We start from the raw sequence: 25,714 nt of genomic DNA, 5'->3' as shown, positions 1-25,714 counted from the left end.
GCAGCCACCCCTCGCTCAGACTTCAATGCCGTATGCCGCGATTTTCTTATAGAGCGTGGCGCGGCCCATGCCAATCTGCGCGGCCGCATCGACCACTCGTCCGCCGTTGGCGCGCAGCGCTTCGCTCAGAAAGCGCTTCTCGAAGCCGGCCATCGCCTCCGCCCACGAGGGCTGCACAGTCTCGGGCTGCGCAACGGATGCATGCGACGCGACCTGGGCAGCCTGCGAGACCGATGCAAACGGCATTGCCTTGACGCCCTGCCCACTCGCCTGCAGCGGACTGATGAAAGACGCGAGGGCGTTGGCATCAATACGCTCACTATCGGACAACATCACTGCGCGCTCCAAAGTGTTGCGCAATTCACGCACATTGCCGGGCCACGCGTGCGAACACAGGAGACGCAATGCGTCCTCCTGCAATTCGAAATGGGCGCCGCCGTGCGCCCGCGCCGAAAGGTCTTCGAGCATCGCGTAAGCCAGCGATTCGATGTCCGCAAGCCGCTCGCGTAAAGGGGGCGCGTGAATGGTCAGCACGTTCAGACGATAGAACAGGTCCGCGCGAAAGCGCCCCGCTGCTACCAGCGAGGGCAAATCGGCCGAGGTGGCCGCGATGATGCGCACATCGGAACGCACGATGCGGTTCGAGCCGAGCGGCTCGAACTCGTTGTCCTGTAGCACGCGCAACAGCTTGCCCTGCAACGGCAGAGGCATATCGCCGACCTCGTCGAGAAACAGCGTGCCGCGATTGGCCAGTTCGAACTTCCCGACCCGGCCCTTGCGATCGGCACCGGTGTAGGCGCCAGGCGCGGCGCCGAAGAATTCGACTTCGAGCAACGTGTCGGGAATGGCGGCTACATTGACCGTCACGAGCGGTTGATTGGCCCGCACCGACGCGCCGTGGATCGCATGCGCCAGCAGTTCCTTGCCGGTGCCGGTCTCGCCGAGCAGCAACACCGGCGAATCGACCTGGGCCGCGCGGCGCCCCTGGCGCTTGACCTCGAGACTCGCCGCACTCGTCCCCACAAAGCTCGCGAACGTGTATTTGGCGCGGCGGGCCTGCGCTAGCGACTGGCGCGTCGCAATCAACTCCTCCTGGAGCCGCGAGTAGTGCGAGAAGAGTGGCGTCAGCGCCTTCAGTTCATCGAACAGGGCAAAGCCGACGGCGCCGACTGTGGCGCCGCTATCGTCCTTCAACGGCAGACGCGTGACGACGAGCGGCTCGCGGTCGGTTTCGAGAATATCCAGCAGAATCGGCTTGCCGGTATTCACAACTTCGCGCATCAAGCTATTGGGAATCACGGCTTCGCAATCGCGGCCGATCGCCTGTTGCGGATCGGCAAAGCCAAAGCGGGCAGCGTAGCGTTTGTTGATCCACACCACGCGTGCGTCGGCATCGACAATGAAGGTCCCCTCGCTGAAATTCTCGAAGGTCCGAAACAGCGATTCCATCGCCCGGCGCAGTACATCGCTGTAGTTGGCGGGCAGTCCTGCCCAGTCGTTCATCATCCTGACGCTGTCTCCAGTTATCGTCGTCGTTGCTGCACTTGTCTCTATTTGTAGACGAGCTTATCTCAATGTGGAGATCGCCGGCAAGCCCACCAGCAAAGGCTTCCCGGCGCTCGCGGCGGATATTGAGACGTCAAGCATCCCGAAATTGAGACGATTCGGTACAATCGCTCGAATCGCGCGCCCGCGCCGCGCAGCAAAAGCGCGGCAACAGGCCGGTCTGCCACGAGTGGCACGGAACCTGCATTCGCGGGCCCGGGTCGCCGTGCCACCGGGCGCGTGGACACGTAGAACAACCAAGTTTTGGAGACTCAATGTCCTTTGTTATCGTCCTCGCCGCTCTGGCGTTTCTCATGTTTGCCGCTTATCGCGGCTACAGCGTGATTCTCGTCGCGCCGATTGCCGCCCTCGGCGCCGTGTTGCTGACCGACCCCGCCGCCGTCGCGCCGGTGTTCTCCGGCATCTTCATGGACAAGATGGTCGGCTTCGTGAAGCTCTACTTTCCAGTGTTCATGCTCGGCGCGGTGTTCGGCAAGGTTATCGAATTGTCGGGCTTCTCCGAGTCGATCGTGGCCGCTGCGATTCGCTACATCGGACGCTCACGGGCCAATGCGGTGATCGTCGCGGTGTGCGCGTTGCTCACCTACGGTGGCGTGTCGCTGTTCGTCGTCGTGTTCGCGGTGTATCCGTTCGCGGCCGAACTGTATCGCCAGAGCAATATTCCGAAGCGCCTGATGCCGGGTGCGATCGCGCTGGGCGCCTTCTCGTTCACGATGGATTCGCTGCCAGGCACGCCGCAAATCCAGAACATCATCCCGACCACCTTCTTCAAGACCACCTCGTGGGCGGCGCCGTGGCTCGGTACGATCGGCTCGGTGTTCATCATCATCGTCGGCCTGACCTATCTGGAATGGCGCCGGCGCTCCGCGATGGCCAAGGGCGAAGGCTACGGCACGTCGCTCGTGAATGAGCCGGACCGCATCGAGTCGAAGCAACTGCCGCATCCGCTGCTGGCGGTCGCGCCTCTCGTGCTGGTGGGCGTAGCCAACTTTGCGCTGACCAAGCTGATCCCCGACTGGTACGGCGCGTCGTACACGGTCGCACCGGAAGTGCTGCCCGGCATTCATGCGCCTGTCACGACTGCGATCAAGACTGTAGTCGGGATCTGGGCCGTGGAAGGCGCGTTGTTGCTCGGCATCGTGCTGGTCATGCTGACCGCCTTTCGCCGCATGCGTGAACGCTTCGCTAGCGGCACCAAGGCGGCCGTTGGGGGCGCGCTGCTGGCGTCGCTCAATACCGCGTCGGAATATGGGTTTGGTGGCGTGATCGCCGCGTTGCCTGGCTTTCTGGTGGTGAGCGATGCGCTCAAGAGCATTCCCAATCCGCTTGTCAACGCGGCGGTGTCGGTTAGCTCGCTCGCGGGAATTACCGGGTCGGCATCGGGCGGCATGAGTATCGCGCTCGCTGCCATGTCGGACACCTTCATCAAGGCGGCCACCGCGGCGCATATCCCGATGGAAGTGCTGCACCGCGTGGTGGCCATGGCAAGCGGCGGGATGGATACGCTGCCGCACAACGGCGCCGTGATTACGCTGCTGGCCGTGACAGGGTTGACGCACCGCGAGTCGTATCGCGACATCTTCGCCGTGACGATCATCAAGACGCTGGCCGTGTTCTTTGTGATTGCCGTGTATTACACGACTGGGCTGGTTTAAGCCCACTCGCGAAGTTGAATGGGTTTGCTGACAACACCGAAGTTTGAGTTTGAATCAAACTTTGGTGTTCCCGCCCATCACCGTTGCCCTAAGATTGACCGCGGTTTCGGCTGAATAACAGCATCGCGCCGCTCTTTTTGGGCAAATACGAACTTACGACTACTCCACAGCGCCATCACTGTCACGACAGTTATTGCGCCTGCGATCAAGTCGACGAGATAGTGCTCCCCACGTGTCGGCGTTGAAGCGGTAACGACAATATTTAGTATTAAAAAAACAGAATATAGGGGCGTTTTCCGCATCACATATACCAGCAGCATGGCCATAATCATATGAAAAGAGGGGATTGAAACGAGTCCCTGCATTTTTCGCAAATCGATTATTCTTAGCGTCCCCTCCCGTAAAGGCTCGAAATGACTGAGCATTGAGACGTCGGCATGTACGACTGCCTGGTAGTACTTGGCAGGCCCGGCGGCAGGAAAAAAACATGAAATGATGCTGGTTATCAGAAAACAGATAGCCAATACGCCATTAAACTCTGCAAGCTGCTCGTGTCGTCTGGTATACGCCAGATAGAGGATGACTACGCCAATCTGCGGAAAGACGCTTGAGTATGCCAGGTCCAGAACGAAATCGAGGCGCGGTCGCTCTTTCGTCCATAGAAAAATTTTCGGCCAATCGAAGCCGATCATATGATCCCAGCTGGCCAGCGAACTATCCACCAATGGTGCATTCGTGCTGACAACAAGATAGCTGAAAATCGAAGCGACTACAGAAAACGAAATAAAAAGTGAAGAGCAAATTAGTCCAACCCTTGTTCTCTCGTCATACCGGTACCGCTCGAAAAGAAGAGGGGAAAGCATGCCAGGAACAACGAAAAAGACAGGCGCTACTCCACGTACAGTTACCGACCAATGCCCTCCCCTGCACCAGACCATATCAACGACGGCGAGCAGCAGCGTAATCACGAATAGCACCGCATCTGGTGCTATTAACTTGGCGGAGAAATGCACATCCGCGGCGTGAAGTTCCTTGCCCATTGCGTCCCCTGATCGATCTGGCCGCGCGTCACAAGCCGGCGTTCACATATTCACTGCGTGTCGACTAACGACTAACAACTTCCTCTCTCACTGGGTCAATCGAAGCACACCGAGGTTGCCGGCAATCTGCTGAAAGATGGCGTCAAGCGTCGCATTGGTCGGCGCGTGGTAGTAGTCCCCCGGCGACGCGCAACTCTGCATTGCCTGCTGGGCCACCGCGCTCGCTGCATCGCTCCCGAATGTGATCGCGTAGATAGTGATTCCGTCATTCTTCATGGCGGTACAGACACCGAGCTGGAACGCATTGATGTCGGTGACCGAGGTCGTCGAACCATTGACGAGTGACGAGCCGTCCGAGCGCGTCAAGGTCGGCGCCTGCAAGGCGCTGCTCCCGACACCCGACAAGCCATTGAACGACGGCGGCGGCATGATGCCGTTGGCACTACCCGGATCGTTTTCGCCGTCGGTCAAGACAATCGCCACCCGCTGCAATCCCTGGGTGGTCTCCGGACGGGGCAACGTGCTGTCGGACGATACCCAGCCATTTCCATTCGACACGTTGTTCGACCAGTCCGACGACAACATCCGCCAGCCCCACAGCAAACCCGTCGGAATGATCGTCGAGCCCGCCGCCTGCATGTTGCCGATAGCGGTAGTCAACGTGGTCGCGTTCTGGGTGAGGAATTTCACCGGCGCGATCGAGCAGGGGCTGCCGGTACCGTTGACGTTACCGTTCTGATCGTAGGTATTCGTGCTGGGGTTAGTCTTGTTTGCCTGGCCCCAGGCCGCGGTGATCCCCACCCCGTTGCCAACGTTGCAGGTCGTAGCGGATCCGTTGGTCTGCAAAGTCAGCGGAACACCAGTTACCTCGGTGGAACTCGACGCGACGCAATTTTTGCTGCCGCCACTCGTACTCTTGAAAGTCGTGACCTGAAAACCCGTACTCGGCACGTTGTAGTAGAACGGCGTGAAGCCGGGATTATTGATCGGCGCATAGGCCTTCGGATACAGATTGTGCCCTGCATCGCGTGGCTCGACGGCGCAACCGCCCCAGCCGGATCCGGTCACACCCTGCGTGGGCGCTATCGAGACATTGGTGGGGTTGTAAGCGAAGCTCTGTGTCATCCAACTGCCGCTCGGAAGCAGCGAGCCGCTGAGGTTCACCATGGTGGTGAAGGGCACGAGCCCGATGTAGGACTGGTTGTTCGGCACGCCCAAAATGTCATTCACCAGGCCGGAGGCCGCAGTCCGCAGCCCCTGGATCTTCGTACCCTGCGACTTGTCACTGCTCGCGTAGTCTGACATAGAGCCCGTGTTGTCGAGCACCAGTACCAGTTCGAGCAGGCTTTGCGGCATACGCAGTCCGGTGTTGCTGGCGGTAATCGTCACGGTATCGGGCGATCCTCCGCTCGAACCGGAACCGGAGCCGGAACCACTACTCGACGTGCCGGTACCGAAGATAATAGGCGCCAGCAGCGGCGCCGAACCTTTCGCCGAGAGCTGGATGGTCTGGCCGGTGGACGGCAAGCCGCTGACTGTCGCCGAGAACTGGGCGTCAGGCATGGTGAAGTCCATATAGCCGGACGGAATGTTCGCGTTGTAGTAAGCGCGCGCGTCCTCCTGCCATTGGGTGAGACTGCTTCCGGTAGGGGAGTTGTAGTGTGAGAGGTCGGCGCCTGAGGACAGCGTGGCAACATCAAGCGCCATCTGAACGCGAGTTTGCGTCATCTCGTAGTGAATCGAGTCGATGGCCGTGCACATCGCGCCGATCATTAGAGTCGCGCACATCGCAAACATGATGGTAACCGCACCTTCATCGCCCTTGAGCAGCGTCGTGAGGGATCGAGGCTGCGACGGAACCACGCGACGGGTCGGCCTGCCGGCAGTCCTTGCTGCGACGGGATCGCGGATCATGACGGCTCCAGCGCAAGCGGCGTGGGCGTGCGCGGACGCACATAGACACGCTCGTAGATGGTCTGTGTGCCCGGCGCGTTGGTCCAGAACGGCATGGTCATCGAGAATGGCGTGTAGGAATAGAACACCTCGACCACGATCGCGGAATCGCCGTTGCGGAACGGCCACGTCGCCGGCAAGAGGTTGCCGTTGGTTTCCTGCGACTTCATGGCCGGCAAGGTCCAGGGCGCGCTTCTCTGCCAGAGCTGCACCGGCGTGCCCGCAGCCATCGTCGGGTTGAAGGGCGCCGATGGCGGGCTGGCCGCGACGGCCGCGGTGCAGCCTACCGTCTGGTCACAGATAGACGTGATGTACACGCCGCCCTTCGCCTGCAGGCTGTTGGGCGCAGCGATCAAGGCCGCGGCGTTCCAGATCGAACCGAGGCTATTTGAGGAGCTCGTGGTAGGGTCATCGATGACCGCCGACATCTGCCCTAACGAATCAGCGAGTGTGAAAGCCGTATGCTCGACGAGACTCACCGCCCGCATGTACATATAGACCTCGCTGAAGCCGAGCATCGTCAGCAGCATCAGCGGGACAATGACTACGAACTCGATGGTCACGCTGCCACGATCCGATCGCAGCAGGCGGCGAACGACCCGTCGCAACCCGCAGCGCTCAGCCAAGGGCATTTTCTGTGATGTGCTTTTCATTTTTCGTTCTGCACAAGGAAATTGCGTTGGAACGTCAGCGGCAATGGCACGCCGAAAAATTTAGGCAACCCCGTAAAACCCGTCGGCAAACTGACCGTGATCTGATACGAGACGACATCACCAAAGCCGCCCATGTCGTTGGCCTGGTAGTTCGGTGTACCGATATTGTCGTAAGTGCCGTAGTCCACCGTGTTGATCGTCACCGTCGCGCCGATGTTCTGCCAGCCGCCGAGCGCGCTCATCACAATGCTTTTTGCCTGGTCCGCACGCGTGCCGGTGGCCGGAGCGGTCGTGGTGAGCCCCGTGCGCGAAGCGGACTCCGCCGCGATCTGCACCGATGCGTCCACGATCATGTCGAGCGCGAGTTCAACCGTGCCAAAAATGAGGAAGAACACGACCGGCGACAGAAACACGAACTCGATGGCCGAAACCCCGCTGTCGTCAGCAAGCAGGCCACCCAGCCCGCGACGCCGCTGCCCGGCCACCGTCTTCACCGGAGGCTCGCGGCCTGCACGGCAGCGCTCGGCACGACTGCGACTTTTGCCGTCCCCGGCCGCGACTCGAGACGCTCGCGCTGGATTTCGTAGAAGCGCAAGTTGTCCTGCACCGATGCCTTAGGCAGATCGCGTCCCAGGATTTCAGCGGCCGCTTCCTTATTGCCAAGCAGGCCGTACGCCAGCGCGAGATCTTGACGGGCCTGCGGGGGCGCGGCCGGATAGCGCGTGACGTCGAGCAGCACGTTCGCACCTTCGCGCGGATTCCCGCTGAGGATCAGCGACAACCCGAGGTTCACGCTCAGCATCGGATCGCCGGGATTCTTGTTCAATGCGTCCCGCAGCACGGCCTGTGCGCCCAGGTGATCGCCCGTGAGGTCGAACGCCGCGCCGAGGCCCGCCAAGGCCATCGGATCGTTGGGTGTCACCGCAAGCACGCGCTGATAGGTGGCAATGGCGGCGTCGAAGCGCCGCTGGTGAATGGCGACACGTCCAAGGCCGATCAATGGCGCGGTCGCAGCCGGATCGATCTTGCTCGCGTGCTCGTAGTAGACCCCCGCACGCGTGAAGTCGCCAACCGCGTAGAGCGTATTGCCGAGCCCGGTCAAGGCCTCGACCGACTGCGGATTGGCCTGCACGATTTTGTCGTAGAGCGTTGTTGCCATTTCGAGGTCGCCCGACTCGAGCGCGGTATCCGCGATACGCAGCTCGCTCATGCTGCTCGGCGTCGAGTTCCGCGCAACGGGCTGCGTCACCGCGGCGCGTTGGGTCGTCGTGGTACAGGCTGCGCCTGCCGCCAGCAGCGCTACGCCGCCAACCACCAGCGCGGCGTGCTGGACGACGCGCAGGAGCTTTGCTCCCTGCGCGGAGAGTGTGCATTGGGCGATGGTGAAGTGAGCGTTTTTCATTGTTTGGCGATAGCGTCCATCAGTTGAATAACGGCCGGGCCGGCCGCGATCGCGACGACTGCGGGAAGAATGAACAACATCATCGGTACGACCATCTTCGGCGCGAGCTTGGCAGCCTTCTCTTCCAGCGACACGATGTGCGCGAGACGTTCCGTACGCGACAGCGTACGCAGTGCCTGCGTGATCGGCGTGCCGTAACGCATGGATTGGGTCAGTGTGGAAATCAGCGCGCGGATCGACGGCAGGTTGATGCGCTCAGCCAAGCCGTGGAGCGCGCGCGTGCTGTCGCCGGAGAGCTTCAGTTCGTCGGCCGTCAGCGCAAATTCGCCGGCAAGTGGCGGGCAGATCGTCGCGAGTTCGTCGGCGACGCGCCGGATGCTCACACCGAGGCTGTTGCCGGCGTTGGTGCAGATCACAAGCAGGTCGAGCGCGTCGGGCAGGCACCCGGCCATCGCCTTGCGACGTTGCGCGGCACGAAACCCCATGATGTATTCCGGAATGATCATCCCGGTAATGAACACGAAGATCATCATCACGCCGCGGCCGGCCGGATACGCGCCAATCACCGGAATGTGCGAGCCCAGCATGACCGTCAGCGCAGCGCAGATCAGTCCGACCGCGAATTTGATCGCGAGCAGGACCGATACGGCAGATCGGCTGCGATAACCGCTCTGCAACATTTCCTTCTGCAGCTTCAGGCGGTATTTCGCATCGAAAAGCGGAAGGCGGTCGCCGATGATCGCAAGGCGGCGTATGAGGCGCTGAGCGAACCCGCTGCCCTTCTCGACCTCCTCAATGGCGAGGTTGTCGGGGCGCTGGGTAAGCGCCGCCTGCCGCGCTCGCTCGGCGATCCGGCCGCGCCGGCCACCATGCTTCGTCGCCCACCAGATCGTGAGCGCTGCAAGCAGCGCCAGCAGCATCAACAGGTTGATCAACGTCTCGACGCTGGCGGGGCTCATCGTGATGTGTCCAGTTTTGACATCTTGCCGATCACCAGCAAGCCGAACACCATGGAGATCGCGCCGAATGTCATCAGTTTTTGTCCTGGATGCGTCTCGAACAAAATGAAGAGGTAATTACGATTCAGAACGTACATGGACAGCATGATGACGACCGGGATGCTAGCCATGATCTTGGTGGTGATGCGGGCTTCGCCCGTTAGCGCCTTCGTTTTCTGACGAATCTCGCGCCGGGTCCGGACGATCGTGGCCAGCCCCTCGAGCGTTTCGCCGAGTTGCCCGCCGGTTTCACGCTGCAGCAGCAAACAGACGCAGAAGAACGAGAAGTCCGCGATTTCGATGCGCTCGACCGCGACCGTCAGCACTTCTTCCAGATCGAGACCCACCTGAAGCGAATCGCTCATCAATTTGAACTCCTGACGTATCGGCTCGGCGCACTCGCTCGATACGGTGCCAATGACCTGTGTCACCGGGACACCCGCGCGCACCGCGCGTACGATGAGATCGATCACGTCCGGAAATCCGTCCAGAAACCGCCGGCGAAAGCGTTGAATCAGGAAGCCGTACGCACGGACCGTGGCGAACGCAGGCAGCCCGACAACAAGCAGCGGCCGGGCGAAGTCGGGCAGCGGCATGAAGCGTGTCATCAGCAGCGCGACCAGCTCCCCCCCCACAGCCGCCGCGAACACGATGCGAGTGCCGCTCTTCCCGGCGACGGTACGAAGGCGTGCCGCCTTCGGGCCATACCAGCGGCTGAATATGTTGTCCCTTTTATCGACCGTGAACAGGTCCGTGTGGTGTGCATTGACGTCCTTGGGGCGGACGCTATGTGCCGAGAAAGTCGCCTCCATACGCGCTTTGATCCGCGCATGAGGCTGCTTTTTTGGCATGTCCTGCACAGTCAGCCACATCACGCCGAGCATCAGCACGAGGATGAAAGCGCACGCGGTCAGGACGTCGATCCGGTTCATGGCCGCATCGCCTCCAGTAACGCGTCTTCGAGTCCGTAGTACGCCGCGCGCGCAGAGAATGCCGGCCGCACAAGCGCGGATTCGTACACGCCCTTGACCTCTTCGCTATAGGCCGTTGCGTCGTAGCGGAACGTGAACAGGTCCTGTGTAATGATGACGTCGCCTTCCATGCCGACGAGCTCAGTGATCCGCGTCACGCGGCGCATGCCGTCGCGCATCCGTTCGATCTGTACGATCAGGTGCACGGCGCTCGCGATCTGCCGGCGAATGGAGAGAAGCGGCAGGTTCCCGTTCGCCATCATCACCATGCTCTCGAGCCGGGTGATGCCGTCGCGCGGCGTGTTCGCGTGAATCGTAGTCATCGAGCCATCGTGGCCGGTGTTCATCGCCTGCAAGACGTCAAAGGCTTCAGGGCCGCGCGTTTCGCCGAGGATGATCCGGTCGGGCCGCATCCGCAGCGCGTTACGCACGAGATCGCGCTGGGCCACGCCGCCTAGCCCTTCGGCATTCTCGGGCCGCGTCTCCAGACTGACGACGTGCGGCTGCACGAGTTGCAGTTCAGCGGCATCCTCGATGGTGATGGTCCGTTCGCCGAGTCCGATGAAATGCGATAGCGCGTTGAGCAGCGTCGTCTTGCCGGAGCCCGTACCGCCGGAAACGATGATGTTGAGGCGGCAAGTGCTCGCGAGCTTGAGCAGGTTCGCCATTTGCTGCGACATGTTGCCCTGCTGCGCCATGCGGTGCAGCGTGATGTTGCGCTTCGAAAACTTCCGTATCGAGATGGTGGCGCCATGAATCGCGAGCGGCGGCAGCACGACATTGACCCGACTGCCGTCGGCGAGACGCGCATCGACCATTGGGCTGCTTTCGTCGACGCGCCGGCCGACCCCTGCCGCAATCCGTTGCGCCACATTGATCACGTGCGTGTTGTCGCGGAACTTGAAGGGCGTGAGTTCGAGTCGGCCATGCCGCTCGACGTAGACCTGGTCCGGCCCGTTGACGAGCACGTCGGTGATGGTTTCATCGGCGAGCAACGGCTCGATCGGCCCCAGGCCGAACATGTCGTTCAGCAGTTCGCCGACAATTTGCCCCTGCTCTGCAATCGTGATGTTCAAATGCTCGCGTTCAGCAATTTCCACCACGAGTTGTTCGACGCCGAGTTTCATCTGCTCACGCGTCCTGCCCACTGCGGCGGAGGCGTTCATCAAGCTGAATACGCCGGTCCGGATAGTCTTGAACAGTTCCGACCGGACCAGCGTCTCGTTGCCCCCCGGCGCAGGGATGGGAACCGCAGCGGGTGCCGCCGCCGCTTCGAGCACGGCGACGGCTTCCGCGGCTGCGGAATCGTCCATCGTGGCGGAAGTGCGTACCAGTTTTTGCCCAAACATCAACTCCTCCTGAGTCCGAGCTTCTGGAAGAAGGTGCGCTCAGCCGCCGCGGGCTGACCGGTGAGGTCGTGGCCGATCCGCGTGATGGTCTGATTGAAGCCGTGCGGGCTCTTTTCATTCGGCGCCTCGCCAAGATTCTCCGCAATCGTGATCGCTTTGGCTTCGAACGGAATCTCATACAACGCCGCGCGTCCGACGGCCGATGTAAAGTCGGCCGCCTGGACCTTGCCGGCGCTCGCAGCGTTCGGGTTGTTCAGCAGCAGCGAGGTGGGCGGATTGTTGTCGCGGTCCTCGATAAAGCGCAGCAGGCGTATCGTCTCGCGGGTCGAGTGCACTGAGCGGTCGGAGATCAAATAGGCGCGCGAGGCAAAATCGAACGCGTCGCCCGCAAGGGGATCGGTCGTCTTGCCGACGTCGAGAATCACATAGTGGAAGCTGTCGCACAGCAGTTCGAGCACACGTTCCAGCGCGCCGCTCGCGAAAGGCTGGACGCTTCCATAGTCGAGCTCGGCGGACAGCACGAAGAGCCGCGCGCCTTTGGCGACGAGCGTGCGCTCCACGTACTGCGGATCCAGTCGGTGCACGTTCTGCAGCACGTCGGTCAGGCCGTTGTTGCTCTGGATGCCGAGCATGCTGTTTGCTGCCCCGCCGTACAGATTCAGATCGACATAGGCCACCCGGCGGTGCGTGTCCTCGGCGAGATGCCGGGCCACGTTGAGCGCGATCGTAGTCGTACCGACGCCGCCGCGCGTTCCCGCGAACGCAATCGTCTTGCCGGCACGAGCCAGCATCACGGGGCTGACCTTGCCCTCGGCGACGTTGACGGTCCGCTTGAGCAACTCCACCGTGAGCGGCTTGACCAGATAGTCGCGCACGCCGATTTTCAGCAAGCTGCGGAAGAGGCCGACGTCGTTACGCTCGCCGAGCGCCACGACCTGAACCGACGGCTCGCACACATCCGCCAACCGGCCGAGCTCCGAGAGCGGCATCACCGAGTCGTGCAGGTCGACCAGCAGGAATTGCGGCGAGCGCTCGATCTTCGACAGATACGCAATCGCGTCGTTGACCCCGCCGATCGCGATGTACGTATGTGGCATGGCCTGGTCGAGCACGAAGCTCTTGAGCACCTGCTCGGTCTTGCGATCGTTGACGAACGCAATGAAATCCGCGACCCGCGTGGCGGTGTTGCCCTTCGTGAGGTTGAACTCAGTCGTGCTCATGATGTTCTTCCGTGAGTATTGCTCGCGTCACTTGGAATCGCGCGATGTGGCGGTATCGAGCGGAATCACATGGCCGGTTTCGTAGCGGCGCACCGCGCTCGCCGCGACGGCCGCGTCGGCCGGACCGAGCGGCTCCGGCTTGACGAGGTCTTGCGGATGCGCCACTTGCGCCGCGAGATTGGTGTAGGTCGCACACCCCCATTCCATGCTCGGGCGATGCCAGCCCGCGTCCGTCAATACCGAAGGACGTGCCAGGCTCGCGCAATCGGGCGGCAACGCGGAACGGCCGTCAAAACCTATCGTCGATGGATCCGGCATATTGAGCGGCGGCTTGAAGCAACCGCTGACACTGGCCGCGACAGCGCAAGCGAGAAAGAGCGTAAAAAGACGGGCGGTTTTCATGATCTCGGGCTCGATAAGCGGCTCAATAGACGTATCCGGCCGCGCCGACGAGACGCGGTTGGTCAGACGCAGACGTTGCCTCGCCGGCCTGACGTCTGTAGCTGTATTCGATGTCACTGCTCGGCGATACCAGCGATTCGAGCGGCGTGCGAAGTTTCGACGAATCGGTCGGCTCAACCAGATACGGCGTCACCATGATCACGAGCTCGGTCTTGTTGTTCTGGTAGTTCGTTGATGAGAACAGCTTGCCCAGGATCGGAATGGAACCCATACCCGGAACCTGCGAAATGATGTCCTGGGTATTGCTCTGCAACAGGCCGCCGATCGCGAAGCTCTGGCCGCTGCCCAGCTCCACGGTGGTATCCGCGCGGCGCACACTCAGGCCCGGCACGGTGATACCGCCGGTCGTCACACTCACCGAGGTGTCGATCTGGCTCACCTCCGGACGCACCTTCAGACTGATGCGGTGATCGTTCAGCACGGTCGGCGTGAAATCGAGCTTCACGCCGAACTGCTTGAACTCGACGGAGATCGCGCCATTGGTCTGCGACACCGGAATCGGGAACTCGCCACCGGCAAGAAAACTGGCCGTCTGGCCGGACAACGCCACCAGATTCGGCTCGGCGAGAACGGTCAGCAGGCCTTCCTGGTTCAACGCATCGACGAGTGCCTGGATATTGACGTTATTGGTCTTGAACGCGCCGAACAGTGAATACGCGCCGTTGGATGGCAGGTTCACCGGATAGCTCGTCTGGCCGTTGGCCCCGACGATCGGCTGGGTCAGGTTGTAAATCGGCCGCCCGCTAAAGATGCCGCCATAGAAATTGCCGACCGCATTGCCCATCGCCTGCCAGTTGATACCGAGTTGCTGCGTGACGTTACGGTCCACCTCCGTGATGCGCACGCGCAACTGCACCTGCAGCGGACGGTCGATCGTCATACGGTTGATCAGGACTTCCTTGTCCGCCAGATACGGCGTGACGGCCTGGACGACGGCATCGGCGTCGGCGGAATTGGCCGCATTGCCGGAAAGCTGCAACGAGCCCTGGCCCGTACTCATCTGCACGTTCATGCTGGGAAAGCGAGCAGCGATCATGCTACGCAGGCCGTCCATGTCGCGCCCGACGACGATCGTTCGCTGCACTAATGTCTTGTTGTTCGCGCCCAGCACGTAGAGCGTCGTCGTCCCGGTCTTCTTGCCCAGCACGAACACGGCCAGCGGCGACGGGACGTGAACATCCGCGACCGTCGGGTCGGCGACGAAAACCGAACTGGCGTTCTCGCTCAAACGGACCAGCGTGCCTTTGCCCGCGCTGATGTTCAGGGGCTCCGAGGCGTTGTACGGCATGCCGGCCGGTGCCGCGGCGGCAGTGCGGACGGCCGCGGCATGCGCCGAAGCGGCGGACGCCGCGTGAGCGGAGGCAGCGTGCGCCTTGACCGTATGCGGGCGAGCCGCGAGCGCCGGTGCTGCGCACACTACTGCGCAAGCCATCACCCATATTGCGTTGCGAATCGGACTGAACGGCATTTGACGTCTCTCTATCCTGGCGAATGGGACTTCGGTCTTGCGGTTTGAACAGCCTCAGCGCGGCGCGGGCAGCGACGGCAGCGGCGGCGTACTGTCGCCGGCTGGGACCACGCCCGAAGTTGCGTCGGATTTCTCGGAGCCTCGATAGATCGTGACCGTTCGCGGCGCGACGGGTATCGGCGCAGCAGCGGCGACCTGAACCCCACGCGATCGCGGCAGGTCGCGCACCGCACGCGAGATGTCACCCGCCCAAACCGGCGCAGGCTGCGCCGCGGACGCTGGCATCGAAACCGCGGGGTCGCGCGACGCCGTCGCGAAACTGCGCAACGCAAGCGACAGGCTGCCGAGCCGCGCCGCGACGGACACGACCTCTCCCATCCGCGGCGTGACTTCCAGCGTAACGGTGCGGGCGCGGTTGCCGCTTACCTCGGGCGTGTCGCTGTTCTTCGGCCGCTTGATTTCCGAGCCGACTGCCAGCACCCGGACGTGCTCGACGACGGTTTCGCTCGCCACCGCGAGGTCGGGTAAATCGGTGCGGCGGTCCATCTGCTGGGTTAGCAGCAGGTCGACGTAGTCACCCGGCTGGATCAGACCGGCGTTACCGGACACGTCGTCGACGGCCACCGACACCGCGCGCATTTCAGGTTTGAGCGTCGCCGCGAGAAAGCCGGGTGCGCTCGGCAGGATCACGTCTTCGGCCACGAGAACAGTGCCGCTTGCCGCCGCATGACGCAGCAGTGCACCCTTCAACTCCAGAGCGTCCGGCGCGCCGGAGACGATGGCGCCCTGTGGTACATCCGCAGTAGGCACAGCCTTCCAGCCGAGATCCTCGTCGCGCAGCAGAAGGCCTTGCGGCAGGTCGGCGGCGCTGACCAGCACCTTTTGGGTATCGACAACCCGCTTCGACGGATGCGAGCCGCTCACGATGACCACACGCACGATCAGGGCGATCATGAGCGCCCCGACGATGAGCACGGCGAATTTAATGACGTTTGACATGGGGACGACGTCCTATCGCTTCAGAATCAGGGGCAACACGGCGGGCAGCACGATCGCCACACCGCCGCCGAACGCAAGCGCTACGCCGTAAGGGACACCGCGCGCTCCCGAAAACATCGCCAACGCCCGCAACGGCCGCGAAGGTTGGTCCGGATTCATGTTTCGCGTCGCAAGACTGACCAGGGACACCACCGTCCCGATCACTGAAATCAACGTCAAGGCCGGCAGCGCGAGACTCAGGCCGGCCCACAGGAAAATGACCGAGGCAAGCTTTGCATCGCCTCCGCCAAGCATCTTTGCCGCGAATAGCGCAGCACACACCAGGAAGACACCCAGTGCCAACCCCAGGTGGACGATCACCTGGTCGAAGGTCAGGCGAAGAGTTGCCGCGTCCAGGAAAAACAGCGCACCAACCGCCAGCACGACCCGGGTCGGCAAGCGTCGCGAACGAACGTCGGTGACCGCGAGCCAGACCAGCGCGCACAGCACGACAAGACGGATGGCGAGAGACAGTAGGTGCACGATAGAGGCGGTACTGGAAAACGGGCTACGCCAAACGGAGATCCGGACCAGGCGCGTCCGGATCTCCGGCACGACCGACTAGCTGTCAGCCAGCTGCGTTTGTGATCTTGGTGAACAAGTTAGAAAACATGGTGCCCACGCCGGTGGTGAAGGACGCGCTAACCGCCGTCAGTGCGACGACAATGATGCCTGCCAGAATGGCGTATTCCATGGCGCTGACGCCACGCTCGTCACGAACGAATGCTTTAAGAAATTTGCTCATTTGTTTCCCCGAAAACGGATAGAAGGACTCGCCCGGGAACGCCAGGAACCGGGTGTAGCCAGCCGCATCCCATGCCCTTGTCGCCCTGACAACCTGAGCGGACGATAAACCCTTAGTTCGAATTTCGAGCCGGGATGGCCGGTAAGCCCTGTAACGGCGCGGCACGGATAAACTTTAGTGATCCATAGATAATTTTTTAGAACGACGATATTTCGGTGACCTTTTAAAATCGTTTAGGAATATATATTTGAGCAGTTTTACGTTTGCGAGGTCCGGCCTGCTTGAAAGGCCGCCATCAAGTACCACTGGGGAAGGCAGCCCCAGAATTTTTAACAGGTAGGTGTTTACACTACGTTATGCTCACTGTTTCCATCTGCGGCGCGCCTCGCGGGAACGATGGTCTGTTGCGCAGGATAGTGGCGGCAACTCGCCCCAAACGCCTCGAATAGCGAGCGCGACATTGCATCGGCTTCCACCGTCACTGCCGGGTGCCATTGACATGAACAACCGGCTGCCGTTCGCCGCAGCCAGCGCAATGCTGCCGATGCAGTCTGCTATTGAAGAGGGGCGCCAGTGGCTCTTTATGGCGCACCAGCAGCATCACAGCCTGGTTCAGGCAATGGAGCGCGGTGAAGGCGCACGTGCTCAAGCCCTCGCCTTGGAACACGTGCAGATTGCACAGAGGAACCTCAGCTACGCGCTCGAGCGCCCCGAGCTTTGCATGAAGCTCGCCCCGGCGCTGCAACTGGTTGCCGAAGCGGTTCTGTGAGTAGAAGCCATTAAGCGTAAGACTTTGGCTGGCGCGGCGCCGTGCTTGTCGGCGCGTTGAGTACGACCTTACTCCACACCCTCAACGATCCGGAAATCCCGTTCGACCGCGTCGCCGAGCACGTTTAGGGCTGCCTGATATTCAGCGCTGTCAAACGCGGCTTTAGCCTGCTCCAGACTATCGAACTCGACAAGGACGGTACGCTCAGCAATTCCTGCACCATGGGCAAAAGCAGCGACCCCACGAGCCAGAACGCGCCCACCACCGGCCCGTATCGCTGAAGTGGCGAGTTTCGAATACTCAGCGAGCTGTTCCGGTTTAAGCACCTTGCGATACGCCGAAACCCAATAACCTTTTGCCATCTTCATCTCCGTTTGTGTTGGCACTACGTGCGAATGGAACTACCTAAAGACGTGACTCTTGCCAATTGGCGGGAATTGCCACGTCGCGCATGCCAAATGCATGTCAGGAATAATACGGCATCGAGTTCAATGGCGCAGCAGACGCGCTATACGGCGGGGCTTACGGCATGACAGGCGGGTGGTAGGCCAATGTGCTTGCAAGCGCCCACAGCATAAAAATCACCAGCGGAAAGTGGACCACGAGCTGGGTGAAGGTAAAACCCACTACATCACGCGCTCGCAATCCCAGCACACCCAGTAGCGGAAGCATCCAGAATGGATTGATCAGGTTCGGCAATGCTTCCGCCGCGTTGTACACCGTGACTGCCCATCCAAGATGCACGTTGAGGGTCTTCGCTGCCTCGATGACATACGGTGCCTCGATAATCCATTTGCCACCGCCGGACGGGACGAAAAAGCCCAGCACCGACGAATAGACGCCCATCACGGCCGGAAACGACGCATGCGAGGAGATGGTCACGAAGAACTGCGACAGATGTTCGGCGAGCGGCACTCCGGACGGAGCCGCTGCCTTGGTGAGGATGAAAGCGATTCCTCCGTACAGCGGAAACTGAATGAGCACACCAGCGGTAGACGGGACCGATTTGGCCACAGCATTCAGAAATCGTCTCGGACGCCAGTTCAACAACATGCCTAGCAACAGAAACACGAAGTTGTAGGTATTCAGGTTTGAGATGGCCAGCACAGGGTTCTTCGTCGTGAACTCGTGCCACGTCCAAACCGCACCGAGCATGACAATCAGGATCGTCACAAGGGGGCTGTATTCGAGCCAGTCACCCGGACGCGTCGGCTTCTTGAGGAGCAGGTCTCCATCGTCGAGGACCACGCCCAACTCCGCCGCAGTCTTCGCGCGGCTGCCCGTCGGCGCCGAGAGATAGGCGATCAACAGCGACGCCACGGTTAATACGGCCACCATCAACATCGACTGCGGCAGGAAGATCGTCTCGGAGAACGGGATAACTCCGGTGATGGCCAGCAACGCCTTCGGCAAACTCTCGGGATTCGCCTGCAACTGCGACGCCGACGAACTCAGACCCAGTGCCCACGTGGCGCCCATGCCGAGATACGCGGCCGCACCTGCGGCCCGATAATCCAGCCGCAAGTCTTTTCTCTGTGCGAGTGCTCGAACGAGAAGACCGCTGAAAATCAGGCTGATTGCCCAATTGAATAGCGAGGCAAGAATACTGACCAACGCGACGAACGCAACGGCACTTCGTCCTCCTGACGGTAGACGGGCAAGCCACGCGATGACCCGCGAAGCGGGCGGCGACACTGCAACCACATAGCCCGAAATGGCGACCACGGCCATTTGCATCGTGAACGGAATCAGGCTCCAGAAGCCATCCCCAAAGGCAATTCCGACGCGCTGAACCGGGGCGCCAATCGCCAGCGCGCCAATCGCAACCACGACCACGGCAATGGCCGCGAAGATATACGCGTCCGGAAACCACCTCTCGGACCATCGCGTTACGCCCGCTGCCATGCGTTCAAGCTTGCCCGCAAATTCCACCGTAGGCACTGCCGTGCCATCCGCTTGGGACAGTTGTTTCATTCTGGCCTCCTTCCTCATTGACGAATAAGATCAAACGCTTTGCTAACAGACGAGCGTTGTCGCGGCCAGCTTCTCCAGGCCGGTCCGCACCGTCTGCGGCTTGCGTCTTTAAGCTTCGATGGCAACTTCGCTAGCGGGTATCGCCTGGCACGCGAAACATATATTCGCTTCGTCTGGACCATGCCCCGACATGTGATCGATCTTGCCTGCGGCCACCCTCACCGCACAACTTTCGCACTGCCCTACGCGACAGCCGCTTGGCATCGAGATTCCCAGACGTTCGGCAAAGGACAGCAGACTTCCCTCTTCAGGTGTCCAAAGCGCCCTCTTGTTGGAAAGGGTGAACTCGACCATAAAACGTTGTGTCGGATCAAGCCGTGGTTTGGACGGCGAGCGGAACGCCTCCTTGAAGATATCGAACGGCGGCACCCCACGTGCAACGAGGCCAGCCGTTATCGAATTCATCATCGGCTCCGGGCCGCAGAAATAGAATCTCGTGCGGCGTCTGATCAGATCCTCGTCGACGACATCCGCCGTGAGGTAGCCGCTCATTTCGTAGTCGCAGCCGAGCACCTCGTGCTGCGGATTGTTGTAGCAGTTGACGACCCGCAAGCGTGGCAGCCTCTTCTGCAGTTCGATGATCCGCTGGCGAAAGGCGTGCGTAGCGCTGTTCATGTTGGCGTAGAAAAGCCACGACTCTGGAGCGTCTTCGAGATCCTTGACCGACTCCAGCCAGCAGATAAATGGCGTGATGCCGATCCCTCCCGCAAACATCACAACCGGTTGCTTCGATGAAGGGGGAACGATAAACGTGCCGCTCGGCGCACGAAGCGACACCTTGTGGCCGACTTCGAATGCCCAGTGGATATAGCTCGACATCACACCTTCGAACGGTTCGCCTTCCGGCGTCTTGCCACGTTGGTGCCGGACCGAGATCGAATACGTCCGACGGTCATCCTCAATAGCCGGTCCTACCAGCGAATAGGCGCGGGTCGTTCCATCGTCGCCTAACGTAGGAACGTGAACGGTGATGTGCTGACCCGGAAGATAGTCGGGCAGCGGACCGCCATCAACTGCTGCGAAGGTGACCGTCCGGACACCGACCGCCTCCTCGACAATCGATGACACGACGAAATCCCTGAACCCTTGCCAGACCCGTCGCGCGGGTTCGACCGATGGGTCGACCCACACATCGCAAGGAATCGAGCGCAGCGGCGACGAACCGCTGAGCGGGTCCAGCTTCGCAGCCGACACAAGATTGCTGAAATTGCTGTTCTTCTTGCCCTCGGTCGGCAGCGCCTGCATGCCGATTTCGTCGCACGATTGCCACCAGCCATATTCGGCGATGATGACGTCGCGCGCGAGCTCAGGCACGATGCGCGCCCGAAAGCGCGCCGAACCACTGGACGTCGTAATGACGATCCAGTCTTCGGCCACAATGCCCTTTTCTGAGGCGAGTTGCGCGCTCAGCTCCGCGGTCGGATAGGGCGCGCGCTTACGCAAGCTGGCAAGGCTACGTTGCTGGCTATGACAGTAGTAGCCGTTCTTGACCGACGTGACCACGTGTGGATATTTTTCGTGGTCGTCGTCCGCGGCCTTGCCATGCTGAGGCGGTACATACTCCGGGACTGGTGGATATCCATGGCGTAACAGCTTTTCGGAGTAGAGCTCGACGCGCAGCGTCTCGGTCTTGAATCCACGCACGCCGTCCGGCGTTGGCAGTGAGTAATTTTTCTCATGCTGGACGAGAGGTCGATAGATACCCTCCGGATGCTTGCGCAATTCGGCGACGTCGAGACCCAGTGGAGCAAGAATATGGTTCCAACCCGCCTCGATGCTCCCGCCAAAGAATTCGCCGCCCATGCCAAGCCGGACGGCAAGGTCCATCACGATGTCGTAGTCAGCACGACTTTCGCCACGCGGCGGGACCATTCTCTGCCGCAATTGAATCAGTTCAACCGCTTTCTCGTTGATCTCGAAGCCCACGCGCAATCCTTCCCGCTCCCACGGCGTGTTTACAGGAAGAAAGATGTCTGCATAACGCGACGAGGGCGTCTCGAAGAGGTCGCAATGCACGTGAAAATCGAGCGCGCAGAGCGCCTCATGGGCCGCGCCGGCATCCGCGTGGGACGCGATGATGTTGGTCCCGAAGGCGAACAGCGCGCGCACCTTGCAGGGTTGAGCCTCAGTAATCGCCCGATAGACGTCTCTGGCGGTCACCCATCCTTGCGCCGGCGGCCCAAGCGGTCGTTCATCGAGCCCGAGCGCTTTGGCCCGTTGCTGCGGGCTCAAAAGCGCATACGTGCTGACGGCGTTGGCCGGCTGTTTCGTGAACTCGCGGTTGGACCCGCGTGTGTCGAACGAGCCAGTCAGCGCATACAACGTTGCGATAGATCGCTCGGTTTGGCTTGCATTGGTGTGCTGTCCGACCCCGGACCAAGCGTGATAGGCAATGCGTTGACGAGGCGCGAGCATGCCGGCAACAGTCACGACGTCCCCGGCGCGCACGCCCGTCAGCGCCTCGACGCGCTCCGGCGTGTATTCGTCCAAGGCGGCTTTATAGAGCTCGAACGCGGGCGTGCAATGGATGGTGGTCAAACGACCACCACTCACAATAGACACCGCGTAATTGCCGTCCAGCGCAAGATCGGTTGCGGCGGTATCCGCCTCCTCGCCAACCAGCTCAACACGATTACGCGTCGCATTCCAGATCGCGTAGCGGTTCTGCAATGAGTCAGTATCGAAGTCGCGTTCGCGCAGGAAACGCCCGGTATCGTTCCGCACTAGCAACGGAGCGTTCGTCCACTCGCGGACAAACGCATGATCGATATTGCCGGTAGCAATCATTTCTCGCGCGATGCCCATGGCGAGTGCCCCATCCGTGCCGGGTCGAACCCGCATCCAGACATTGGCTTCCCTCGCCAATGCTGTCGGCCGCGGATCGATCACGATGAGCTTCGCACCGTTACGCCGCCCTTTGCCAATCGCATCGGCCTGCGCAAGCCAAGTGTTCGTCGGGTTCGTTCCCCACAGCAAGATCACTTCGGCATTCTGATAGTCGGCCGTCGGCATACCGCAGCCAAACGTGAAGACATGCGCGACATCCTTATGCCAGTTACAAATCTCAGTCGCATAACAGATGTTCGGACTACCGAATGACCATATGAAGCGCTCGACCCAATCGATGCTATCGCTCATCGGGGTGCCGCTAGGCGTGGTGACGCCGAACGCCACCGACTCCGCTCCGCTTTCACGCTTGAACCAGGCGAGATTCCTGGCGATTTCAGAAAGTGCCTGCTCCCAGCTAATACGCTGCCACCCGGGATCGGCAGAGCCCTTTGGATTCGTCCGGCGCATCGGGTAGAGGACCCGGTTAGGACTGTGCACAAGCTCGGGCGCGGCCTTGCCCTTCATGCACATTGCACTGCCTGTCGGATGCGAGGTGTCGGGGCGAACCTGGAGCAGCGTGTCGCCCCTCACGGTGTTCAACGTCCCACACCGGGAGCGACACAATGTGCAGTAACCCTTTTTCTCCTGAACATCGATCACAGCAGCGTCTCCAGTTGATCGCCTGATCGTATGCGTCCAGAATTGCGATTCCTAATTCATATTTCCCATGCCGGGATATATACTTTTTCGATACCTACTTTCCCGGCGCTACGCACCGCTGAGGCTCAATTGGCGGTGCTATGATTCGCGCCTTTGGTTCTCCTCAGCAGCGACGGACATCGTGGCCACGCACATTACTCTTCGGCAGATCGAATACTTCATCTCCGTCGCGAATACGGGTCAGATTTCCCGGTCATCCAGTCTGTCCAACGTTTCTCAGTCTTCAATGACCGTGGCGCTGCAGAATCTCGAGGACGCCGTCGGGCTGCCGTTGCTTCAGCGACATGCGAAGGGCGTGCGCCTCACGGAGGCGGGCGAGCGGTTTTTGCGCCATGTCCAGCAGGCCACGCTATCCATCGACCATGCGGTACTCGCCGCTCAGGAAGAGCCCGACCAGATCGCCGGCAGCGTGCGCATCGGCATGACGGAGACTATTTCGGCGTATCTGATGCCGGCTCTCATATCGACGATCAGTCAGCGTTTCGCCAACCTCGAGATTCAGATCGTCGAACGCGATCGGCAGACAATCGAACAGGGGCTCGTCGACCGCGAACTGGACATCGCGCTGCTGCTGGTTTCGAACACGGCATTACTGCCTGAACTGAAGAGCGAGACCATGCTTCGCTCGCCGCGACGCCTCTGGACTACCCCTGACCATCCCTTGCAGGAAGCTCAACGGGTGACGCTTGAGGACGTGGCCCAGGAGAACTACCTTCTGCTCGACATGGACGAACACGTCCAGACGGTCGGAAAGTACTGGGGCAAATATGGGGTCCAACCTCGCGTGCGCATGCAGAGCAAGTCAATCGAAGCGGTAAGGAGTCTTGTTGCGCTCGGCCAGGGCGTCACCATTCTTTCGGACCTGGTGTATCGACCGTGGTCGCTGGAAGGTAACCGCATCAGCCGTCGAGATCTGAGCGTGGCCATTCCTACGATGGATGTCGGGGCGGTCTGGTCCCGGAGCGGAACCGTGTCGACACAAGCCAAGGCTGTGCTGGAGCTGTTCCGCTCGTGGAAGCGCTCGGCCTTGTGAGTGGAAACGAAACTTCGAAGGACTTCGAAGTCGGCGGTCTTGCGAACGCCGTTACTGCCTCACTTGCACAGCGAAAACGCTTCGCGCGCGGCAATATCGCCATTGCCGTATATGCCGACCACCGTGCAATCCGCGGCTACGCACTCGTACGTGCTGTCCTGAAACGTGAGGACGTAATGCCGAAAGCCGTCCTGCGCGGCGTCCGCCCCCCAGGAATCGGCCACCAGCGACGAATTCACGATTTCATGAGCCGAATAACCACGTAAGCCTTGCGCCGCCAACGGGTGAGCGTAGAGCCCCTCGTCGTTGGGCGGCCCGAACTGATGAAACGCGGCCGCCGAGAATTCAACCGCGCAAAACGGGTCGTCATCCTCGTCGAATGGGCCGAACCGCTCGAAGTCTGCCTCAGCGATCCGATAGGCAATTACCACGCGCCGTTCATTTGCCACCACAAACGGCTCTGGAGCATCAGCGGCCGGGTTCGGCACGCCGTCCAGCAGGACAACCTGGTCCTGCTGATGAGAATCAAGGGTGCTGTTCATCGACGTCGCCCGGCTCCTTTCCGCAATCGCTTGTGAATGGGTCGCACTATGCCACGGTGACGCACCGAGGGCTACGTTCCGCTTCCTGAAGACAACGGTCCACGTCAAACTCCTCCGAAATCGGTTGACTTCCCAAAATTCCCCCGTACAATGGGTTTTGTTGCACTGCAGCAATAAACCTTCAGCCCTTGCGGCGCGCGGATCTTGTGGTACTTAGAGCTCCCTCGCACTCGCCGCCTTACCCTTTGGAGCAGTGATGAGCACGCCTACCCCCCAACAATTGATCGCCGCACAACAAGCCAGCCTGGAAACCCTGTTCGGCTTCGCAAACCAAGCTTTTGCAACCGTCGAAAAGCTGGTTGCCCTGAATCTGCAAGTCGCCAAAACATCGCTGGCCGAAACGCAAGCTATCGCGACCAAGGCCATTTCGGTGAAAGATCCGAGCGAACTGGTCGCGCTGTCGACGAGCCTGTCACAACCCGCGTCGGAAAAGGCGGCAGCCTACGGCCGTCACGTACATGAAATCCTGTCGGGTGCACAAGCCGAGTTCTCGAGCGCAGCCACGGCACAGTTTCAGAAAGTCCAGAAAGAAACACAAGGTTTCATCGAAAGCCTCGCCAAGAACGCCCCGGCCGGCAGCGAAGGCGCAGTAGCAGCATGGAACTCGGCCTTCTCCGCAGCCAATGCCACGTACGAATCGGCTAGCAAGGCTGCCAAGCAATTCGTAGCAACCGTATCAGCCGGCGCGTAACGTTTCGTTCGCGGCCAGCAGTCGGTCGATCATTTCAAAAAGCGAACTTCGGTTCGCTTTTTGTTTTTGTGCGAGCGGAACAGTAATGACAGCCCGTCGCTCCGCTCACGCCGGCGCGAAAATCACGGCCTGCCGGTCTTCGATATATCGATGCGTTCGCGTGAAGCGATACACCTGACCATCGGCAGTGATCCGGTTCATACCCGGCTCGGTGAGCGCAAGCATCTCGTCTGCAAGATGGGCCGCGACTGCGTCGCTGCTCGATAGCTTGTCGAGCGAGTCAGCTGGGTCGCCGATATACACCGAACGTTCGCCCGTGCCATATCGCATGACGACTACGGCCTGACCGGCATCGAGCGCCAGCTCGAGATAATTGGCGAGTTCCCGCAGCGATGCGGGCGTGCTCGTTCGCATTGCGTAGGCTGAACCGGCTGCTGTTGTCATCGCACCGTTCCCCCGTCAAATGTGCACGTCAAGAAACGGCAGACCCGTCTCTTCTCCGATCCGGCACGCTTC

The 25,714-nt window shown here is 60.9% G+C and carries 23 protein-coding genes and 1 pseudogene; 4 read left to right on the top strand and 20 right to left on the bottom strand.

The features are described 5' to 3' along the window. Nucleotides 1-15 precede the first annotated feature (15 nt). A complete protein-coding gene (locus P3T40_RS26880; protein ID WP_429270740.1) occupies nt 16-1,506 on the bottom strand; it encodes a sigma-54 interaction domain-containing protein in 1,491 nt (496 codons plus the stop codon). 314 nt (nt 1,507-1,820) lie between these two features. Between P3T40_RS26880 and P3T40_RS26875 the strand changes: the two genes are divergently transcribed. Beyond that, nucleotides 1,821-3,221, top strand: a complete 1,401-nt coding sequence (locus P3T40_RS26875; protein ID WP_429270739.1) for a GntP family permease — start codon at nt 1,821-1,823, stop codon at nt 3,219-3,221. A gap of 77 nt (nt 3,222-3,298) precedes the next feature. On the opposite strand, the gene P3T40_RS26870 is transcribed toward P3T40_RS26875, so the two are convergent. From P3T40_RS26870 to P3T40_RS26805, 14 genes are all read right to left on the bottom strand, one after another. Continuing rightward, nucleotides 3,299-4,261, bottom strand: coding sequence for a phosphatase PAP2 family protein (locus P3T40_RS26870; RefSeq protein WP_429270738.1), 963 nt, complete (start codon nt 4,259-4,261; stop codon nt 3,299-3,301). 87 nt (nt 4,262-4,348) lie between these two features. Next, nucleotides 4,349-6,175 (bottom strand): VWA domain-containing protein, encoded by a 1,827-nt coding sequence (locus P3T40_RS26865; RefSeq protein ID WP_429270737.1) that lies wholly within the window; start codon nt 6,173-6,175, stop codon nt 4,349-4,351. Next, a complete protein-coding gene (locus P3T40_RS26860; RefSeq protein WP_429270736.1) occupies nt 6,172-6,867 on the bottom strand; it encodes a TadE/TadG family type IV pilus assembly protein in 696 nt (231 codons plus the stop codon). The genes P3T40_RS26865 and P3T40_RS26860 overlap by 4 nt, the downstream gene beginning before the upstream one ends. Then, a complete protein-coding gene (locus P3T40_RS26855) occupies nt 6,864-7,361 on the bottom strand; it encodes a TadE/TadG family type IV pilus assembly protein (protein WP_429270735.1) in 498 nt (165 codons plus the stop codon). Before P3T40_RS26855 ends, P3T40_RS26860 begins: the two co-directional genes overlap by 4 nt. Next, entirely contained in the window at nt 7,358-8,269 is a 912-nt protein-coding gene (locus tag P3T40_RS26850; RefSeq protein ID WP_429270734.1) for a tetratricopeptide repeat protein, read from the bottom strand. The genes P3T40_RS26855 and P3T40_RS26850 overlap by 4 nt, the downstream gene beginning before the upstream one ends. Next, nucleotides 8,266-9,228 carry a type II secretion system F family protein gene (locus P3T40_RS26845; protein WP_429270733.1) on the bottom strand — a complete coding sequence of 321 codons (963 nt, stop codon included), beginning with the start codon at nt 9,226-9,228 and terminating at the stop codon, nt 8,266-8,268. The genes P3T40_RS26850 and P3T40_RS26845 overlap by 4 nt, the downstream gene beginning before the upstream one ends. Continuing rightward, nucleotides 9,225-10,199 carry a type II secretion system F family protein gene (locus P3T40_RS26840; protein WP_429270732.1) on the bottom strand — a complete coding sequence of 325 codons (975 nt, stop codon included), beginning with the start codon at nt 10,197-10,199 and terminating at the stop codon, nt 9,225-9,227. The genes P3T40_RS26845 and P3T40_RS26840 overlap by 4 nt, the downstream gene beginning before the upstream one ends. Beyond that, on the bottom strand, nt 10,196-11,587 hold the full coding sequence (locus P3T40_RS26835) for a CpaF family protein (protein ID WP_429270731.1): 1,392 nt from the start codon (nt 11,585-11,587) through the stop codon (nt 10,196-10,198). The genes P3T40_RS26840 and P3T40_RS26835 overlap by 4 nt, the downstream gene beginning before the upstream one ends. Next, nucleotides 11,587-12,807: an AAA family ATPase gene (locus P3T40_RS26830; RefSeq protein WP_429270730.1), complete on the bottom strand. Its 1,221-nt coding sequence runs from the start codon at nt 12,805-12,807 to the stop codon at nt 11,587-11,589. The genes P3T40_RS26835 and P3T40_RS26830 overlap by 1 nt, the downstream gene beginning before the upstream one ends. A 27-nt stretch (nt 12,808-12,834) precedes the next feature. Next, nucleotides 12,835-13,209, bottom strand: coding sequence for a CpaD family pilus assembly lipoprotein (locus P3T40_RS26825; protein ID WP_429270729.1), 375 nt, complete (start codon nt 13,207-13,209; stop codon nt 12,835-12,837). 22 nt (nt 13,210-13,231) lie between these two features. Next, nucleotides 13,232-14,737, bottom strand: a complete 1,506-nt coding sequence (locus tag P3T40_RS26820) for a type II and III secretion system protein family protein (RefSeq protein ID WP_429270728.1) — start codon at nt 14,735-14,737, stop codon at nt 13,232-13,234. Between the two features lie 54 nt (nt 14,738-14,791). Continuing rightward, the gene (gene cpaB, locus P3T40_RS26815; RefSeq protein WP_429270727.1) at nt 14,792-15,736 is read right to left on the bottom strand and encodes a Flp pilus assembly protein CpaB; all 945 of its coding nucleotides are present in this window, start codon (nt 15,734-15,736) and stop codon (nt 14,792-14,794) included. 12 nt (nt 15,737-15,748) lie between these two features. After that, nucleotides 15,749-16,258 carry an A24 family peptidase gene (locus P3T40_RS26810; protein WP_429270726.1) on the bottom strand — a complete coding sequence of 170 codons (510 nt, stop codon included), beginning with the start codon at nt 16,256-16,258 and terminating at the stop codon, nt 15,749-15,751. An 85-nt stretch (nt 16,259-16,343) separates the two neighbouring features. Further along, nucleotides 16,344-16,520: a Flp family type IVb pilin gene (locus P3T40_RS26805; protein ID WP_429270725.1), complete on the bottom strand. Its 177-nt coding sequence runs from the start codon at nt 16,518-16,520 to the stop codon at nt 16,344-16,346. A 490-nt stretch (nt 16,521-17,010) separates the two neighbouring features. Here P3T40_RS26805 and P3T40_RS26800 point away from each other — a divergent pair. After that, nucleotides 17,011-17,289: pseudogene (locus P3T40_RS26800) on the top strand (GntR family transcriptional regulator); the annotation flags it as partial. 68 nt (nt 17,290-17,357) lie between these two features. On the opposite strand, the gene P3T40_RS26795 reads toward P3T40_RS26800, so the two are convergent. From P3T40_RS26795 to P3T40_RS26785, 3 genes are all read right to left on the bottom strand, one after another. Next, nucleotides 17,358-17,651 (bottom strand): DUF1330 domain-containing protein, encoded by a 294-nt coding sequence (locus P3T40_RS26795; protein ID WP_429270724.1) that lies wholly within the window; start codon nt 17,649-17,651, stop codon nt 17,358-17,360. A 160-nt stretch (nt 17,652-17,811) separates the two neighbouring features. After that, the gene (locus P3T40_RS26790) at nt 17,812-19,263 is read right to left on the bottom strand and encodes a short-chain fatty acid transporter (protein WP_429270723.1); all 1,452 of its coding nucleotides are present in this window, start codon (nt 19,261-19,263) and stop codon (nt 17,812-17,814) included. 108 nt (nt 19,264-19,371) lie between these two features. After that, on the bottom strand, nt 19,372-22,809 hold the full coding sequence (locus tag P3T40_RS26785; RefSeq protein WP_429270760.1) for a molybdopterin-dependent oxidoreductase: 3,438 nt from the start codon (nt 22,807-22,809) through the stop codon (nt 19,372-19,374). A gap of 184 nt (nt 22,810-22,993) precedes the next feature. On the opposite strand from P3T40_RS26785, the gene P3T40_RS26780 reads away from it, so the two are divergent. After that, entirely contained in the window at nt 22,994-23,905 is a 912-nt protein-coding gene (locus P3T40_RS26780; RefSeq protein ID WP_429270722.1) for a LysR family transcriptional regulator, read from the top strand. A gap of 59 nt (nt 23,906-23,964) precedes the next feature. Here P3T40_RS26780 and P3T40_RS26775 read toward each other — a convergent pair whose 3' ends face one another. Further along, nucleotides 23,965-24,447 carry a hypothetical protein gene (locus tag P3T40_RS26775; RefSeq protein WP_429270721.1) on the bottom strand — a complete coding sequence of 161 codons (483 nt, stop codon included), beginning with the start codon at nt 24,445-24,447 and terminating at the stop codon, nt 23,965-23,967. A gap of 256 nt (nt 24,448-24,703) precedes the next feature. Here P3T40_RS26775 and phaP point away from each other — a divergent pair, with 256 nt between their 5' ends. Further along, complete coding sequence (phaP, locus tag P3T40_RS26770) at nt 24,704-25,198, top strand: TIGR01841 family phasin (protein ID WP_429270720.1); 495 nt, start codon at nt 24,704-24,706, stop codon at nt 25,196-25,198. 105 nt (nt 25,199-25,303) lie between these two features. Here the strand turns inward: phaP and P3T40_RS26765 are convergent, their stop codons facing one another. Then, entirely contained in the window at nt 25,304-25,642 is a 339-nt protein-coding gene (locus P3T40_RS26765; protein WP_429270719.1) for a hypothetical protein, read from the bottom strand. Nucleotides 25,643-25,714: the final 72 nt, after the last annotated feature.

It is taken from the genome of Paraburkholderia sp. EB58, assembly GCF_050436665.1.
Lineage (GTDB): Bacteria > Pseudomonadota > Gammaproteobacteria > Burkholderiales > Burkholderiaceae > Paraburkholderia.
The sequence above is the reverse complement of the archived record's forward strand: the minus strand, read 5'-3'. Positions and strand labels throughout refer to the sequence as shown.

What these genes read in the sequence shown, in the direction of transcription:
- P3T40_RS26880 (WP_429270740.1), bottom strand. Translation starts at nt 1,506, where the DNA reads ATGATGAACGACTGGGCAGGACTGCCCGCCAACTACAGCGATGTACTG.
- P3T40_RS26875 (WP_429270739.1), top strand. Translation starts at nt 1,821, where the DNA reads ATGTCCTTTGTTATCGTCCTCGCCGCTCTGGCGTTTCTCATGTTTGCC.
- P3T40_RS26870 (WP_429270738.1), bottom strand. Translation starts at nt 4,261, where the DNA reads ATGGGCAAGGAACTTCACGCCGCGGATGTGCATTTCTCCGCCAAGTTA.
- P3T40_RS26865 (WP_429270737.1), bottom strand. Translation starts at nt 6,175, where the DNA reads ATGATCCGCGATCCCGTCGCAGCAAGGACTGCCGGCAGGCCGACCCGT.
- P3T40_RS26860 (WP_429270736.1), bottom strand. Translation starts at nt 6,867, where the DNA reads ATGAAAAGCACATCACAGAAAATGCCCTTGGCTGAGCGCTGCGGGTTG.
- P3T40_RS26850 (WP_429270734.1), bottom strand. Translation starts at nt 8,269, where the DNA reads ATGAAAAACGCTCACTTCACCATCGCCCAATGCACACTCTCCGCGCAG.
- P3T40_RS26845 (WP_429270733.1), bottom strand. Translation starts at nt 9,228, where the DNA reads ATGAGCCCCGCCAGCGTCGAGACGTTGATCAACCTGTTGATGCTGCTG.
- P3T40_RS26840 (WP_429270732.1), bottom strand. Translation starts at nt 10,199, where the DNA reads ATGAACCGGATCGACGTCCTGACCGCGTGCGCTTTCATCCTCGTGCTG.
- P3T40_RS26835 (WP_429270731.1), bottom strand. Translation starts at nt 11,587, where the DNA reads ATGTTTGGGCAAAAACTGGTACGCACTTCCGCCACGATGGACGATTCC.
- P3T40_RS26830 (WP_429270730.1), bottom strand. Translation starts at nt 12,807, where the DNA reads ATGAGCACGACTGAGTTCAACCTCACGAAGGGCAACACCGCCACGCGG.
- P3T40_RS26825 (WP_429270729.1), bottom strand. Translation starts at nt 13,209, where the DNA reads ATGAAAACCGCCCGTCTTTTTACGCTCTTTCTCGCTTGCGCTGTCGCG.
- P3T40_RS26820 (WP_429270728.1), bottom strand. Translation starts at nt 14,737, where the DNA reads ATGCCGTTCAGTCCGATTCGCAACGCAATATGGGTGATGGCTTGCGCA.
- cpaB (WP_429270727.1), bottom strand. Translation starts at nt 15,736, where the DNA reads ATGTCAAACGTCATTAAATTCGCCGTGCTCATCGTCGGGGCGCTCATG.
- P3T40_RS26805 (WP_429270725.1), bottom strand. Translation starts at nt 16,520, where the DNA reads ATGAGCAAATTTCTTAAAGCATTCGTTCGTGACGAGCGTGGCGTCAGC.
- P3T40_RS26795 (WP_429270724.1), bottom strand. Translation starts at nt 17,651, where the DNA reads ATGGCAAAAGGTTATTGGGTTTCGGCGTATCGCAAGGTGCTTAAACCG.
- P3T40_RS26790 (WP_429270723.1), bottom strand. Translation starts at nt 19,263, where the DNA reads ATGAAACAACTGTCCCAAGCGGATGGCACGGCAGTGCCTACGGTGGAA.
- P3T40_RS26775 (WP_429270721.1), bottom strand. Translation starts at nt 24,447, where the DNA reads ATGAACAGCACCCTTGATTCTCATCAGCAGGACCAGGTTGTCCTGCTG.
- phaP (WP_429270720.1), top strand. Translation starts at nt 24,704, where the DNA reads ATGAGCACGCCTACCCCCCAACAATTGATCGCCGCACAACAAGCCAGC.
- P3T40_RS26765 (WP_429270719.1), bottom strand. Translation starts at nt 25,642, where the DNA reads ATGACAACAGCAGCCGGTTCAGCCTACGCAATGCGAACGAGCACGCCC.